Genomic DNA, 15,437 nt, shown 5'->3' on the forward strand with positions numbered 1-15,437 from the left:
TCGCTCTTGAACGGGTTGGCGACCTCCCATCTGCCGCCACTTCGGACATTTTTCGATCGTCAAAACAAATCAAGAGGAACAGACCCTTGAATAGCTCGCGGAACCCATAAGCCGTTTGCCTTCGTGCATTCCCCGGTGAGAATGCAGATCAGGGTTGGGGAAGATTTTAGGTGTTCAACTTAGCCTGCCAGACGATCTGGAAGGACATAGATATTACAGCAACATCGAGGCACCACGGTCGAGATAGGTATCGAGGAATTGTTCAAGACGAGGATTTCTCGGTTTCTTAAAGACCTCCTGGGGCGATCCGCTGAAGAGCACCTTGCCGTGGTCGAGAAAGATGATCTGCTGGCCGACGGTCGCGGCAAAACCTATCTCGTGCGAGACGACGACCATGGTCATGCCCTCGGCGGCCAGATCGCGCATGACGTTCAAGACTTCGCCAGTCAACTCCGGGTCAAGCGACGAGGTCGGCTCGTCAAACAGCATGATCTTGGGCTTCAGTGCCAGGGCACGGGCGATCGCCACGCGCTGCTGCTGCCCGCCTGATAACTGCGAGGGATAGTGCCCTGCCCGGCCCTCGAGGCCAACCTTGACGAGCTGGGCCATTGCCCGCTCCTCTGCATCCTTGCGGCTCATCTTGTGAACCGTTTTCAGTGCCTCGCTGACATTGCCAAGCGCCGTCATATGCGGCCAGAGATTGAACTGCTGGAACACCATGCCGATTTGGGCGCGGATCGCACGGTTGGCGGCAGCCGAAATGCGCTCGCGCCGCCCTTGAGAATCCTCGGTAAAGCCAAGCACCTCGCCGTTGATGGAGATCGTCCCGCGTGTTGCCTCTTCAAGAAAAGCCATGCAGCGTAAAAGCGTACTCTTGCCGGAGCCGGATGGGCCGATGAGGCAAGAAACCTGCCCGGGCTCGATGGCGAGATCGACATCGTGCAGGACCGTGGTCTCTCCAAAAGTCTTGACGAGATTCCTGACTGCTATTGCGGGGACGCTCATGCGTTGAAAAACCTGAATCTGGATAGTTTCGTTTCAGCAAGGTTGCCGAGCCAGCCAGTGACTTCGACGAGCACCCAATAGAAAAGCGCCAATGCGGAGAGTGCTTCGACGAAGGCATATTGCTGCGAGCCGATTGCGCTCAGCGTCGCCGTCAGCTCCGGCACGGTGATAATGGACAAAACCGCCGTCTCTTTCATCAGGATGACCACCATATTCACGGATGGCGGCAGCACCAGCATCGTCATTTCCGGCAATAGAATGCGCCTGACGATCTGCCCCTGAGTCAGACCGACACATTCGCCGGCCTCGATATGTCCCCTCGGAACAGCCTGGAAGCCGGAGCGGAAGATCTCGCTGAAATAGGCCGCCCCATAGATCGAAAGGCCGATCAATCCAGCCGGCAAGGGATCGAGATCGAGGCCGACAAAGGGGCCGCCGTAATAGACCAGAAATATCTGGATGAGAAACGGCGTGCCGCGCAGTACCGTTACGACGGCGCCCAGCGCCTTGTCGATCAGCATGCCGCCATATTGCCTGGCGACTGCCATCAGGAAGCCGACGACGGCCGCAGCGATGGTGCCGAGGATCCAGATCATGATCGTCACGCCGGCACCGCTGACGATGGCGGGCCACTGCCCGATGAGGACATTGATGTCGAAGGTCACCGCGGCGCCCCCGGGAGTCTATTTTCGATCAGGCCGCCGGCAAGGGCCACCAACCAATTGATCACCAGATAGATGAGACCGGCGGATGCGAAAAGCTGCAGCGGCAGGAAGGTGCTGCCGGCAAGGTCCTGCGCCATGCGCGTCAGTTCGACGATGCCAACGACTGAAACCAACGACGACGCCTTGAGAATGAGGATCGCCTCGTTGACGAGAGCTGGAAACGTGAGGCGCAGTGCAATCGGAACCTTGACGCGTCGGAAGATCTGGCGCGGCGTCAAACCAACCATTTCCGCCGACTCCACCAGGCCTGAAGGCACGCTGGCAAAGCCGCCGCGCAGGTTCTCAGCCTGGTAGGCTGCGGTGCAGAGCGACAGGCCGATGATCGCGGCCACGATGCTTGGCACATTGATGCCGATGACCGGAAGAAGATTGTAGATCAGCAGCAGTTGCACCAGCAGCGGCACGCCGCGGAAGAAGCTGATGAAAATCTGGGCAGGTCGCACGAAAAGCCCTCGCCTCGACAGCAGCATTCCCGAAAGAAGGATCGCAATCGCAAAGCCGATAAGGATCGACACAACACTGATGGTCACCGTGTAGATCGATGCCTGCAAAAGCAACTCGAAGAGTTTAACGGACATTGTTCAGATTTCGCTCGCTTGGCGGTGAGGAAGATCCGGTCGTTTTCCTCGGCCATGCCCCAGCATCCCCGCAGGCATGGCCGATTTCCGATGGCTGATCAGAATGCCGGATCCTTAACGGAATCCGGTGTGTCGAAGCTCGCGCCGAACCACTTCTTCTGCAGCGTCGCCATCCGGCCGTCAGCTTTGATCTTCAGCATGGCGGCGTCGATTGCGTCCATCAGTGGCGCATGATCTGCATCCTTCAGGCCGATAAAGCCGAAATAGGATTTCTTGCCAAAGGGCGGCAGCACGACTTCGAACGTGCCTTCGCGCTGCTTCGCGACGAAAGCAATGTTCGGCAGTGAGTTGGCAACACCGGCGATGCGGCCGGCCGCGAGATCCGCATAGGATTCAGTGAAGGCCGGATATTCGCGGATATCAACCTTTGTCGGCAGGGCTTCGGAAAACTCCTTGAGCTGATCCAGCTGAGCGGTCGCCTTGCCGACGCCAATCTTCTTGCCAGCGATATCCTCCGGCTTGCTGATCGTCTGGTCGCCCGCCTTCTTCAGGATCGCGATGGTCGCCTCAGCAAGCGGCGGTGTGAAACGATAGCGCTCCAAGCGCTTCTTGGTGATCGTCGCTGGGCCTGCGACGACGTCGAACTTGCCGGCCTCGAGCGCCGGGAAGACGCCATCCCAGGGGAGCGTGACCCATTCGATTTTTACCCCGAGTTCCTTGCCGATCTCGTTAAAAAGATCGACGTTCAAGCCGACATGTTCGCCAGCGTCGATAAAATCGAACGGTGCGAAGGCCGTCTCGGTACCGACCTTCATGGTGCCAGCGGCCTTCACCGCGGCAAGCGTGTCGGCCGCATGGGCGGAAATCGTTACGCCGAACAGAAACGCAGCGCCGACCAGCCCCTTCAGAAGCGAATTCTTCCTCATGTTTTTCTCTCCAGTTTTTACCCTTCCGGTGGAAGGTCCAAGTTCCCCAATCGTTGTCCCCGCCGAGCGGATTTCTCTGATCCGCTTTTGTCTATACAAATAGATACAGACCGGCCTACACTGTCAAACGCTAAACTCGACGCACGCAAGATTTGTGCCGCATAGTGCCGGTTGCGGCGGCTTTGGTGGAAATTGAATGTCATCGCTGGATCGAGGTGAGTTTTGGTCTCAATTCATCAGAGAATTTTCGAAGACATCGAAACCAGGATCATGGGCGGCGTCTGGCAACCTGGTCACCGCATCCCTTTCGAACACGAGCTGGTAGAAGAGTATCAATGTTCCAGAATGACCGTGAACAAGGCTCTTTCGGCCCTGGCGCAACGCGGCATGATCACACGCCGCCGCAAGGTTGGCTCCTTCGTCGCCTCCCGGCAGATCGACCGCACGGTGATGGATATCCAAGACATTTCGACGGAAGCCGAATTGGCGGGGCATGACCACAGCTACAGGATCCTGCGGCGAAAGATCGAGACACTGGATGCTGCCACCGCCGCACAGCTCGGCGAGACGACGGGAGCGGACATCCTGCGGCTTCACTGCCTGCATACAGTGGACGGTAAGCCAAATGCGCTGGAGCGGCGCATCATCATGCTCGCCATGGTCTCGTCTGCCAGAACCGAAAGCTTTGCGTCGGTTCCGCCCGGCAAGTGGTTGCTGGACATGGTGCCTTGGTCGAAGGCAAGGCATGTCATTCGCGCCGTTTCGGCCGATGCCGCCACGGCACGACTGCTTGACATCGAGCGTGGCAAGGCCTGCCTGACCCTGATACGCCAGACATGGCAGAGCAGCCGCACGGTCACTTACGTCGAAATCATCCATCCCGGCGACCGTTTCCAATTCGCCGGCGATTTCCATCCAACGGAGAGAGGCATCCCAGATCAACCGCCGCAGAGAGGCTCCTTTTGACGGTAAAACAGGTTATCCGGACAGTGCCGCTCAAGGGCTTGCAGGCGTTCGAAGCTGTCGGCCGCTGTGGCGGTGTAAGCGCTGCGGCCCTCGAGCTGAAGGTTTCCCCCGGCGCGATAAGTCAGCAGATCCGCAAGATCGAGAGCTTTCTCGGCGTCACCTTGCTGGAGCGCAACGGGCGCACTGTCGAGCTCACCCAATGGGGGCGGCTCTATCATCAGGAAATATCGAAGGGTTTCGAGCAATTCGCGCTCGCGGAACAGGTTTTGGAACGGGCGCGTAATGAGAATGCTCTGGTTCTCAGCGCCCTGTCGTCCGTCGTCAACAAATGGATAGGGCGCCGAATCTTCGACTGGCAGGCCCTTCATCCGAACGCTCATGTCAGGATTGTCGGTCGCGACAACGAACCGCGCATGGGCTTCGACGACGTAGATTTCCGCATCAGCTATGGATCGGATGCGCTGCAGCATGAACACTATACCGAGCTGTTCCGCGATTGGGTCGTGCCAGCCTGCTCGCCGGCGCTGATCAAGGGCAATGCGTCCTCCGTCGCTAGGCTTCTCGAATATCCACTCCTGCATGTCGAATGGGAGCGGCATTTCACGCCCTATCCAAGCTGGCGCGAATTTGCTGTTAAGACGGGCACCACGTTCGAGGAGAGCACAGCCGGTCTTTCTTTCACTCTGTCGAGCAGTGCGATTGACGCAGCCGTCAACAAGCGCGGCGTGGTCCTCGCCCAGATGTCTATGATTGCCGACGAGCTTGAGGCACAGACGCTCGTCATCCCCGTCGACACACGCATAGCACTGCGCGAAAGCTATTATCTCGCTTGGGATCGCGCAGCGTTGCAGAAGCCCCATGGGCGCGAATTCCGCGATTGGCTCGTGGCTGTTTCCCGTCTGCAGGCGCTGGCGTCCGCGCCCAAGCCAACACTTTAGAAAAACTAAAACAGAACTCAGCTGCGAAATATTGATGAAATTTTGCGCCTGACGATAATTTGGGCAGTCGGTTTCCCGAATGGCGTGACCGACATGACAGGAGAGCTCGATGGCGCGAACTGACAAGATGAAACTCGGAACTTTCGTCTATACGTTCGGCTTTCATCCCGCCTCCTGGCTGCATCCGGCAAGCGACGTCAACGGCGCCAACGACTTCGCTCATCTGCTCGATGTCGCCAAACGATCCGAGGCCGCCAAATTCGATTTCATGTTCATGGCGGATTCTCCCGCCGCCGCCGTCGGGGATGCGAATGCGCTTGCCCGCATTCCGACCAAGATGAACCGTTTCGAACCCCTCTCGCTGCTTTCGGCTCTGGCGGTCACAACCGATAATCTCGGCCTCGTGGCGACGGCCTCGACGAGTTATTATGAGCCGTACAATGTCGCGCGTCTGTTCTCTTCAATCGACCATCTGAGCAGGGGACGCGCCTGCTGGAACGTCGTCACCTCCGACCACGACGAAACCGGCTACAACTTCAACCGCGAGGGGCTCGACCCGCATGCCTTGCGCTATGAGCGCGGCAACGAATTCGTCGATGTCGTGTTCGGTCTTTGGGACAGCTTCGAGGAAGGCGCGTTGCTTCTCGACCGTGAAACCGGTGTCTACTACGACAAGAGCAAACACCATACGCTCAATCACAAAGGCAAGCACTTCCAGGTTCGCGGCCCCCTCAATATCGCGCGAACGCCTCAGGGCCGCCCCGTCATCGCTCAGGCGGGCGGTTCGGAACCCGGAATGGACATGGCGGCACGCACGGCCGAGATCGTCTTCAGCCTCGCGTCGAATATCGAGCGCAACCGGGCATTCTACGAAAACGTCAAGCGCCGGATGCCGGCCTATGGCCGCGATGCGGACGACCTGAAGATCATGCCGGGCATCGTTATCAACGTCGGTGAGACCGAAGCCGAGGCAAAGGCAAAGGTGGATTATCTGATCGACAAGATGCATCCGGATGTTGGCCGGCTGATGCTCTCCGAATTCCTCGAGGCCGATCTGCGCGACGTGGCCCTCGACAAGCCTTTCCCCATGGAGCGGCTGCCCGCAACGCCAAAGGGGTCACGCGCTCTGTTCGACGAACTGGTCGACTTCGTCACCAGTGGCCACACCGTCGGCGAACTCATCCGGCACTATGCCGAGAAGCATACCGGAAACGGCATGACAGGCACGCCATCCCAGATTGCCGATTTCATGGAGGAATGGTTCGAGACGCGCGCCGCCGACGGCTTCATCCTGATGTTTCCGACCTTGCCGTCCAGCCTCGACGATTTCGTGCGGCTCGTCCTGCCCGAGCTTCGACGCCGCGGGCTGTTTCGCGAGGAATATGAGGGAAGAACCTTGCGCGAGAACCTGGGCCTCTCAATGCCGGCGAACCGCTTTGCCAAAACGCAAGCAGCAGGCCGATGAGTGCCGAAACCTTGATCAGCGAAGCGGACTTCAAGCTTTCGATGCGTCATCTGGCAGGTGCTGTCAGCGTGATCACCGTCGGCGACGGAGAAGACCGTACCGGCTTCACCGCGACGTCGGTCTCTTCACTTTCGGCGGAGCGGCCCTCCGTCATCGTCAGCGTCAACCGTACATCTTCCTCGTGGCCAGTGCTGCAACGGTACGGCTGCTTCTGTGTCAACGTGCTCGCCGCCGATCAGCAGACTGTGGCGCAATCCTTTGCCGGCCTCGATGGACGCAAAGGCGCCGAACGCTATGGCGATACGGGATGGTATCGCCTGAGGACCGGCGCGGCCGTCCTTGAAAGGGCTCTTGCAGTGCTGGATTGCAGGCTTGAAGCCGCTTTCCACCATCATTCCCATGCAATTTTGATCGGGCATATCTGCGCGATCCAAATCCGAGAGAGCATAGGGCCGCTTCTCTATTGGCGCGGCAGTTATCATCAACTTCCGGCAGAGGCTGAGCGCAGCGGCCTAGAAGAGCCGGTCGGACAATAGGCCTATCGATGCGACATCCGCATTGGCAAAGGCAAGCCTGAGATAACGTTCCTGTCCTTCGCCGAAATAGGCGCCGGGTAAACAAACGATGCCGGATTCCCTGGCGAGTTTTTCGGCCACCTCGGAAGACGATCGATCGGCAAAAGGGTGGCGAACAAAGGCGAAATAGGCGCCGATCGCGCCAATCTCCCAGCCTGGCAGCTTGGACACGACCAGTCTCAGCGCATCCGCCCGGCGAGCGATCTCGGCACGGTTGCCGGCCCGCCAGTCGGCGAGCAACGGGATGGCCGATGCAACAGCGATCTGAGCCGAACGCGGTGCGCAGATCTGCATGTTGTCCATCACTTTCGCGATTTCGGCGACGAGTTTGGGGCCTGCCGTGATCGCACCCAGCCTGTGGCCAGGAATGCAGAAGGATTTCGAGAAGCTGTAGAGCAGAACGAGCGTGTCCTCCCAACCTGGCTCGGACAGCAGAGAGTGCGGCTGCCCGTAATCGGCGCCGAGGAAATCGCGATAGGTCTCATCGAGGATCAGCCAGGCGCCATATTTCCGGCAGAGAACAAAAAGCTCGTGAAGCAGCTTCGGCGGGTATACTGCCCCGGTCGGATTGTTGGGTGTGACGACCGCCAGCATCTTCGCGCCGGCCGCAAGTGCCGCCTCGGCCGAACGCGGATCGGGAAAGAACCCGTTGGCGGGATCGCAGTCGACCAATCGCCGCCCGATCCCCAGCATCGACAGCGTCGTGTCATGATTGAAATAGAAGGGATTGGTGAGCGCTACGGTATCGCCCGCGCCAGCAAGCGCGATCGCGGCACACATGAACGCCTGATTGCAGCCGGCGGTAATGTGGATATTGCCGCCGGAAATGTCGACGCCGTAAAGCTCAGCAACATGGGCAGCGTAGGTCTTGCGTAGTAAAGGTTCGCCCTCGATCGGCCCGTACCCCGTCATCGCCTGTTGTCCGGCCGCCTCGGCGAGAAGCCGCAGCATCTCCGGATGCGCGGGATAGCCGGGCACGGCTTGCGACAGATCGATGAGTGGCCCCTTCAGCCCCTTGTATTCGCGGCCCCAGGCGACGACGGATGGAATGGGCGGGGCAGAAAGGCGGGAAACGAGCGAATTGGATTTTGCAGCGGTCATAACGATTTCTCTTTGATCCCGATTGCTACAACGATAGCAATGGCTTTCTCAACCTCTTTGTTGGGCGAGACGAAACTGAAGCGGAGACGCATGCCGATGGTGTGGGACAAAATGCGGCTTGAGCAACTGCGCGCGGAATTTGCGGATACCGATGGCGGCGAGATTTTCGATGAGAAGTTTCGGAAGGTGGCGGAGAAGATCATCTCCAAAAATGGCACGCGACTGGCGCCGTATTCTGGAGTGCCAACTTTCCTCAGCGCACCCTACATGCAGGTGGCTGCCGACGAGCCGGACTTCGGCAATCTCCAGGTTGCAATCACCGGAATCCCGATGGATCTTGGCGTCACCAATCGCCCAGGCTCCCGTTTTGGACCGCGCGCCCTTCGCGCCATCGAACGGATTGGTCCATACAATCACGTTCTCGGCACGGCCCCGGTTTTTGATCTCCGGGTCGCCGACATCGGCGACGTATCGTTCCAGAGCCGTTATCGGCTGGAGCTCAGCCACGACGACATCGAAAAGCGCATTGGCCAAATCGTCGATGCCGGCGTCGCCCCGCTTTCCGTCGGAGGCGATCATTCCATCACCCATCCGATTTTGAAGGCCGTCGGCCGGCAACAGCCGGTTGGCCTCATTCATATCGATGCCCATTGCGACACAAGTGGTGCATTCGATCAGACAAAGTTTCATCACGGCGGGCCGTTCCGCAATGCCGTGTTGGACGGCGTGCTCGATCCGACGAGGACGATCCAGATCGGCATTCGTGGTTCGGCGGAATATTTATGGGAATTCTCCTATAAGTCGGGAATGACCGTGATCCACGCAGAGGAGATCAGCGGAATGGGGATCGCGGCGGTCGTCGCCAAGGCAAAAACCATCGTCGGCGACGGCCCGACCTATCTTTCATTCGATGTCGACAGTCTCGATCCGAGCTTTGCGCCCGGCACTGGCACACCCGAGATCGGTGGATTGACCACGCGTGAAGTCCTTGAACTGATACGAGGACTGAAAGGGGTAAACCTGGTGGGTGGTGACGTCGTCGAAGTTGCCCCGCAATATGACGCGACGACCAACACAGCGCATGCCGCGGCGCAGGTGCTTTTTGAAGTTCTGAGCCTCATGGTGTTCAGCCCATCGATCGGCAAACACTAAGCATTCTGTTCAACGAATGCGAGGTATGCGGGCAAGTCTCCAGGCGAAGCTGTTGAACGCCATTGACCGGTAAAAGCAGCATCGCCAATAAGCAACTTTTATGGCTGAAAAGCTCAAGAGCTCGCTAATCAGATCTACCCTGGTTCTGGCTGACGTGTCGAGTAACTGAATGCGCGCCATCACCCCGAGCGGCATCCTCGGAGCAGGACAGAGTCGCTCAATATTGCGTGAAATCGCCCGATTCCGACTGAAGCAGCGTCAGCGGATAACGTGCAGGATGATGGACCAGCGCCGTCAGGTTGACCGGGCGATTGCGATCGTCGAAAGCGATCTGATCCACGGTGAGAACCGCAGCTGGCGGAGGCAGCTCGAGCATCGCAGCCTCCTCATCTGTCGCAAGGCGCGCGCTCAGCGTTGTCTGCCCGCGTTTCGGATGAATGCGATAGCGCTCGCGAAGCTCGGCATAGAGCGACCGGTTGGCAACCGCCCAGTCGAGATCAAGCAGACCCGGAACGCGGGCCGCCGGTATCCAATCGGTCTGGACGACGGCTGGTATGTTGTCGAGAAGACGAAGCCTCGAGAGCAGAACCACCTCGGCGCCGGGTGCCAGGAAAAGCGGACGGCTCACCTCAAGCGGCGCATGCACGATACGGGCCTCAATCAGCTTATGGCCAGGACTTCGCCCGTTCGCTATCGCGATGCTTGTGAAGCTTTTCAGAACCTGCAGTTCGAAGCCGCCACCACGCTCGGCGACGTAGAGTCCCTTTCCCGGCTGGCTGTGTATCACGCCCTGTTGGATCAACTCGCGTACGGCATGGCGCACGGTGATCCGGCTGACATTGTAGAGATCGACGAGTTCCCGTTCCGACGGCAGCTTGCCGCGCAACGGCAGCTTGCCATCGCGGATGGACGCCAGAAGGGCATCGTACACCTGCCTGTGCAAGGGGCGAGGATCGTTCCGGTCGATGCCGCCCTGTGGCGCGATGAATGATGCCGGAGCTTGCTGCATCTTTAAAATCCGATCCTGTGCTGTGCGGACCACTCTTGCCGTTTTGTATCTTCGACGCAACCGTCGGCAAAGTCCATGTTGACATGACTGGTCATAACCAGTCCTATTGGAAGCAAGGAGACAGAGAGCTCCGCGTAATGCCGAAGCGTTATCAACGAAGGGAACAATCGATGTTGAAGAAAAGCCTTGCCGCATTGGCGATATCTGCAGCCCTGTGGGGTGGCAGCGCACATGCCGAAACCATTTCCGTATTTTGCGCGCCGACGGAATTCGAGCTCTGCACGAACGTTGCCAATGCCTGGAAGGAAAAGACGGGCAATGAGGCCAAGATCAACAAAATGCCGGCGCTTCTGGACGACGCGATCCCGATCTATCAGCAGCTGCTCGCCGCCAAATCCAAGGATATCGACGTCCTCTTCCTCGATGTGATCTGGCTCGGCATGTTCAAGAGCAACCTGCTCGACCTCAAGACAATGATCCCGCAGGCAGACCAGGACAAGCATTTCGCCTCGACACTCAATGCGGCCAAGCTCGACGGCAATCTTATTGCCATGCCTGCCTATATGGATGTCGGGCTCATGTTCTACCGCAAAGACCTGCTCGAAAAATACGGCAAGGCGGCGCCGAAGACCTGGGACGAGCTGGCTGCCACCGCCAAGGAAATTCAGGACAAGGAGAGGGCTGCAGGTTCGGCCGACATGTGGGGTTATGCCTGGCAGGCCAAAAGCTATGAAGGCCTGACCTGCGACGCGATCGAGCTTGTTGCTTCCAACGGCGGCGGTACCATCATTTCTGACGATGGAAAGGTGACCATCGACAATCCGCAGGCTGCCGCGGCGCTCGAAAAAGCGAAGGGCTGGATCGGCTCGATCAGCCCCGAGGGCGTCCTCAACTATGATGAGGAGCAGTCGCGCGCCGTCTTCGAATCCGGCAACGCAGTCTTCCACCGCAATTGGCCCTATGTCTGGGGCACCTCGCATGAAAAGGGGAGCAATGTCGTCGACAAGGTCGGCGTGATGCCTTTGCCGGTCGGCAAGGAAGGCGAAAAGTCGAGCGGATGCCTTGGCCCGATGTATTACGGTGTCAACAAATACAGCGCCAAGCCCGAGGTCGCGGCCGACTTCGTGAACTTCATCACCGGCCCTGATATGCAGAAGATGCGAGCCCTGAAGGCGGCTCTCAACCCGTCGATCCAGGCGCTCTACAGCGATCCGGAAGTTCTTGAGAAGATACCCTTCCTCAAGGATAACCAGCAGGCCTTCGCCGATAGCGCCGTGCGCCCGTCCGGCTACACCGGCACCAGCTACAACCGCGTTTCGCAGGCTTTCTACCGTTCGGTCCACGACATGCTTTCTGGCGGTGCCGAGGTCAAGTCCAGCCTGACATCGCTGGCCGGGCGGCTTGAGAAACTGAAGGAAAGCCGCTGACGCTCTCCGGATGTCCGGCGGCGGGAACGACCCGCTGCCGGAATGCGTCACTGCCTCGCCACCAAACACGGTGGCGCGCCCTCTGCCGTCTCATACCCTCAGGTGAACAATGGCATCGGTTTCGCTCGAATCCGTTTCGAAGAATTTTGGTACGCACACTGTTATCCAGAATGTCGACCTGCAGATCATCGACGGCGAGTTTGTCGTTTTCGTCGGTCCCTCCGGTTGCGGCAAGTCAACGCTTTTGCGCATCGTCGCCGGCCTGATCTCTGCGTCGAACGGTGTGGTGAGGATCGGCGGCGACGACGTGACTGATGTGCCTGCCTCCCAGAGAGGCGTAGCCTTCGTCTTCCAGTCTTACGCGCTCTATCCGCATATGAACGTTGCGCGCAATATCGGCTTCGCGCTTGAGACCCTCGGCATGAACAGGGCCGCTATCAGCGAGAAAGTGCGGTCGGTCGCACGGATGCTGAAGGTCGATCATCTGCTCGAACGCCGGCCGCGTGAGTTGTCCGGCGGACAGCGCCAGCGCGTGGCGATCGGCCGGGCCCTGGTACGCCAGCCCGAAATCTTCCTCTTCGATGAGCCGCTGTCCAATCTCGATTCGGATCTGCGAATGGAGATGCGCATGGAGATCGCCAAGCTCCACGACGATCTGCAGACGACGATGATCTATGTCACCCATGACCAATCAGAAGCGATGACGCTTGCCGACCGGATCGTCGTTCTCAATCACGGACGCATCGAGCAGGTCGGCACACCGAAGGAACTCTACCACAGCCCCGACAACCGCTTTGTTGCAGGCTTCATCGGCAGCCCCCGCATGAACTTCCTGTCGGTACAGGCAACATCAACCAAAGTGACTGGACCGGGCGGTCTCGTCATCGACGCAGGTACCGAGGGCCAAACCATCACCGAAATCGGCATACGGTCGGAAGCGATCCAGCTGGTGAAGGCTGGGGATGGGCGAATGACCTGCGTGCTCGAACGTATTGAGGATCTTGGCCACGAGCATTTCGCCTATTGCCGCATCAACGGCGACGTCATCTGGGTTGTCCGCGTCAATGTCGAGCCGCCAAAGGAACTGATCGGCAAGGAGGTCGGCCTGAATTTCCGGGATGCTGCGATCTTTGCCTTCGCCGCCGACGGAAAACGCCTCATTCTCAATCGCCAGGCAGGCGTGATCGAAGGAGCGCGGCAATGAGTGCCCGGCTCGCCCGCCGCGACCATCGTGCGGCCTGGCTGTTTCTGCTGCCGGTCATCATCGTCATGCTGGTCGTCGCCCTCTGGCCGCTCGGCCGCACCTTCTTCTTCGCCTTCACCGATGCCTATCTTGACGATCCCTCCGTCTATTCAATGACAGGGATCGACAACTTTCTTGAGGTCATCAACGACCGCAGCTGGTGGATTGCCGTCAAGAACACGCTGATCTTCACGGTCATCTCGGTGGCGATCGAGACAGTTCTCGGCCTGGCGATAGCGCTTCTCGTCAATGAAGCCATTCCGGGCCGCGGGCTGGTGCGCGCCGCGATCCTCGTGCCCTGGGCGATCCCGGTCGTCGTCTCGACGAAGATCTGGGAATGGATGCTGAACGACCAATTCGGCGTTATCAATAAAGTCTTCATCGGCCTCGGCCTCATCGATCACGGCATCCCCTGGACGGCGAGCGGATCGCTGCTGATGGGCGTCGTGATCTTCGTCGACGTGTGGATGACGACCCCGTTCATGGTTCTGCTCATCCTGGCAGGCCTGCAGCTGATATCATCGGAGATATTCGAGGCAGCAGAGGTCGACGGCATTCCCGCATGGAAGCGCTTCTGGTCGATCACCCTGCCGATGCTGCGCCCGGCGATCGGCGTAGCGGTCCTCTTCCGCGTCCTCGATGCGTTGAGGATGTTCGACCTTGCCTATGTGATGGCGGCGAGCAACGAGAGCGTCATGACCGTCTCCATCTACGCACGCGACCGGCTGATCAGCTTCCAGGAGCTCGGCATCGGCTCGGCGGCATCGACCTGGGTCTTCCTGCTCGTCGCGTTTGTCGCCATCATCATCATCGGGGTCCTTCGCCTCGACAGAGCCGCGGGGACCTGAGCGACATGGCCGATGCAATCATCCCGAAGACCGTCCGCAAGCCTGCCTCCTACTTCCGGATGCGGCGACGTGTCGTGCGAAGCCTGCAGATCCTGGCCCTTTTGCTCGTCCTGTTCTATACGCTGTTTCCCTATTATTGGGCCTTCGTTTCCTCGACGAAGCAAGGCTCGGCGCTCTATCAATCCGCGCTGATGCCGGCGTTCGACTTCACCTACTATCGCCAGCTGATCGACAATCCTGTTTTCATGGGCTCGCTGCTGAACTCGGCCTATGTCGCGGTCTCAACCACGTTCCTGTCGCTCGTCATCGGGCTTAGCGCCGCTTACGCATTGGGGCGCATCGACTTTCCGCAACGGCGCACAATCCTGATGATCGTGCTGATGATCTCGATCTTCCCGCAGGTCGTTGTCCTCTCCGGCATGTTCGAGCTGATCAACTGGATGGGCCTGTTCAACCGGCCAAGCGCGCTCGTCCTTACCTATCTCCTGTCGACCGTGCCGTTCACGACCTGGATCCTGACGACCTTCATCCGCGAATTTCCGCGGGAGCTGGAAGAGGCGGCGATCATCGACGGCTGCTCGCATTTCAGAATTCTGACGAAGATCCTGCTGCCGCTCATGGGACCTTCGCTCGCGAGCACCGGCATTCTTGCCTTCATCCTGGCGTGGAATGAGTTTCTCTTCGCGCTGACCTTCACCCTGACGGACGAGAACCGGACCGTGCCGGTTGCGATCGGCCTGATCGCAGGTAACACTCGGTACGAATATCCGTTCGGCCAGATCATGGCCGCATCCGTTACCGTGACGCTGCCGCTGATCATCATCGTTTTGATCTTCCAGAGGCGTATCGTTGCTGGCCTGACAGCAGGTGCCATCAAAGGATGACAAAGGAATAAACCATGGACATGCTGGTAAAACTCTACGAACTGAAGGCCGATCCTGAACTCGATGCGCGCATCGCCGAACAGGGTATCACCATCCGGCGTGTTCTTGCGCCGGAGTTGAGCGCTCTGACGGCCTGGATCGAGCCGCGCTTCGGATCCGGCTGGGTCGCGGAAGCGACGGTCGCCACCATGCGCCAGCCCCCCACTTGCTTCATTGCAATCCGGAACGACGAACTCATCGGCTTTGCCTGCCACGACGCAACCGCCAAGGGCTTCTTCGGGCCGACCGGCGTCGATACGGCCGCCCGCGGCAACGGTGTCGGCCACGCTCTGCTGCTGACCACGCTTCTAGATATGTACGCGCAGGGCTATGCCTACGGGGTAATCGGGGGCGCCGGTCCGATGGAGTTCTACCGTCGAAGCGTCGGGGCAATCCCGATCGAAGGCTCGGACCCGGGCATCTATCGCGGCATGCTGCCGCTTGCCCAACCGAGCGGCATTTCGAATTCGGACCACTAGGTCGTCCCCCATGAAGAACGGGTAACGTATTGAATCAGCGTTTTTGTCCAGAGTTCTGCAGTATTGAACGAAGCCGC

General features: G+C 59.1%; 16 protein-coding genes. 10 read left to right on the forward strand and 6 right to left on the reverse strand.

Annotation, left to right across the window (positions count from 1 at the left end; translation table 11 throughout):
• Positions 1-213: 213 nt before the first annotated feature.
• The 4 genes from FHT82_RS02560 to FHT82_RS02575 all read right to left on the reverse strand — a co-directional run bounded on the left by FHT82_RS02560 (position 214) and on the right by FHT82_RS02575 (position 3,234).
• Positions 214-1,005 (reverse strand): amino acid ABC transporter ATP-binding protein, encoded by a 792-nt coding sequence (locus tag FHT82_RS02560; protein ID WP_183726025.1) that lies wholly within the window; start codon positions 1,003-1,005, stop codon positions 214-216.
• On the reverse strand, positions 1,002-1,670 hold the full coding sequence (locus FHT82_RS02565; RefSeq protein WP_183726027.1) for an amino acid ABC transporter permease: 669 nt from the start codon (positions 1,668-1,670) through the stop codon (positions 1,002-1,004). Before FHT82_RS02565 ends, FHT82_RS02560 begins: the two co-directional genes overlap by 4 nt.
• Complete coding sequence (locus FHT82_RS02570) at positions 1,667-2,308, reverse strand: amino acid ABC transporter permease (protein WP_183726029.1); 642 nt, start codon at positions 2,306-2,308, stop codon at positions 1,667-1,669. Before FHT82_RS02570 ends, FHT82_RS02565 begins: the two co-directional genes overlap by 4 nt.
• A 98-nt stretch (positions 2,309-2,406) precedes the next feature.
• Positions 2,407-3,234, reverse strand: coding sequence for a transporter substrate-binding domain-containing protein (locus tag FHT82_RS02575; RefSeq protein WP_183726031.1), 828 nt, complete (start codon positions 3,232-3,234; stop codon positions 2,407-2,409).
• 222 nt (positions 3,235-3,456) lie between these two features.
• Between FHT82_RS02575 and hutC the strand changes: the two genes are divergently transcribed.
• The 4 genes from hutC to FHT82_RS02595 all read left to right on the forward strand — a co-directional run bounded on the left by hutC (position 3,457) and on the right by FHT82_RS02595 (position 7,139).
• Positions 3,457-4,200 carry a histidine utilization repressor gene (gene hutC / locus FHT82_RS02580; RefSeq protein WP_183726033.1) on the forward strand — a complete coding sequence of 248 codons (744 nt, stop codon included), beginning with the start codon at positions 3,457-3,459 and terminating at the stop codon, positions 4,198-4,200.
• A complete protein-coding gene (locus tag FHT82_RS02585) occupies positions 4,197-5,138 on the forward strand; it encodes a LysR family transcriptional regulator (RefSeq protein WP_183726035.1) in 942 nt (313 codons plus the stop codon). The genes hutC and FHT82_RS02585 overlap by 4 nt, the downstream gene beginning before the upstream one ends.
• A 109-nt stretch (positions 5,139-5,247) precedes the next feature.
• A complete protein-coding gene (locus FHT82_RS02590) occupies positions 5,248-6,603 on the forward strand; it encodes an LLM class flavin-dependent oxidoreductase (protein WP_183726037.1) in 1,356 nt (451 codons plus the stop codon).
• Positions 6,600-7,139, forward strand: a complete 540-nt coding sequence (locus tag FHT82_RS02595; RefSeq protein WP_183726039.1) for a flavin reductase family protein — start codon at positions 6,600-6,602, stop codon at positions 7,137-7,139. Before FHT82_RS02590 ends, FHT82_RS02595 begins: the two co-directional genes overlap by 4 nt.
• On the opposite strand, the gene FHT82_RS02600 is transcribed toward FHT82_RS02595, so the two are convergent.
• Positions 7,116-8,279 carry an aminotransferase gene (locus FHT82_RS02600; RefSeq protein WP_183726041.1) on the reverse strand — a complete coding sequence of 388 codons (1,164 nt, stop codon included), beginning with the start codon at positions 8,277-8,279 and terminating at the stop codon, positions 7,116-7,118. The genes FHT82_RS02595 and FHT82_RS02600 overlap by 24 nt on opposite strands.
• A gap of 96 nt (positions 8,280-8,375) precedes the next feature.
• On the opposite strand from FHT82_RS02600, the gene speB reads away from it, so the two are divergent.
• Positions 8,376-9,431: an agmatinase gene (speB, locus tag FHT82_RS02605; protein WP_183727233.1), complete on the forward strand. Its 1,056-nt coding sequence runs from the start codon at positions 8,376-8,378 to the stop codon at positions 9,429-9,431.
• 217 nt (positions 9,432-9,648) lie between these two features.
• Here the strand turns inward: speB and FHT82_RS02610 are convergent, their stop codons facing one another.
• Complete coding sequence (locus FHT82_RS02610) at positions 9,649-10,440, reverse strand: GntR family transcriptional regulator (RefSeq protein ID WP_183726043.1); 792 nt, start codon at positions 10,438-10,440, stop codon at positions 9,649-9,651.
• A 170-nt stretch (positions 10,441-10,610) separates the two neighbouring features.
• Here FHT82_RS02610 and FHT82_RS02615 point away from each other — a divergent pair, with 170 nt between their 5' ends.
• The 5 genes from FHT82_RS02615 (at position 10,611) to FHT82_RS02635 (ending at position 15,360) form a co-directional block, all read left to right on the forward strand.
• On the forward strand, positions 10,611-11,867 hold the full coding sequence (locus FHT82_RS02615) for an ABC transporter substrate-binding protein (RefSeq protein ID WP_183726045.1): 1,257 nt from the start codon (positions 10,611-10,613) through the stop codon (positions 11,865-11,867).
• 109 nt (positions 11,868-11,976) lie between these two features.
• Positions 11,977-13,071: an ABC transporter ATP-binding protein gene (locus tag FHT82_RS02620; protein ID WP_183726047.1), complete on the forward strand. Its 1,095-nt coding sequence runs from the start codon at positions 11,977-11,979 to the stop codon at positions 13,069-13,071.
• On the forward strand, positions 13,068-13,958 hold the full coding sequence (locus FHT82_RS02625) for a sugar ABC transporter permease (protein ID WP_183726049.1): 891 nt from the start codon (positions 13,068-13,070) through the stop codon (positions 13,956-13,958). Before FHT82_RS02620 ends, FHT82_RS02625 begins: the two co-directional genes overlap by 4 nt.
• 59 nt (positions 13,959-14,017) lie before the next feature.
• Positions 14,018-14,842, forward strand: a complete 825-nt coding sequence (locus FHT82_RS02630) for a carbohydrate ABC transporter permease (protein WP_246698073.1) — start codon at positions 14,018-14,020, stop codon at positions 14,840-14,842.
• A gap of 14 nt (positions 14,843-14,856) precedes the next feature.
• Positions 14,857-15,360, forward strand: a complete 504-nt coding sequence (locus FHT82_RS02635) for a GNAT family N-acetyltransferase (RefSeq protein ID WP_183726053.1) — start codon at positions 14,857-14,859, stop codon at positions 15,358-15,360.
• Positions 15,361-15,437 lie beyond the last annotated feature (77 nt).

This window comes from Rhizobium sp. BK275 (assembly GCF_014193555.1).
GTDB lineage: Bacteria > Pseudomonadota > Alphaproteobacteria > Rhizobiales > Rhizobiaceae > Rhizobium.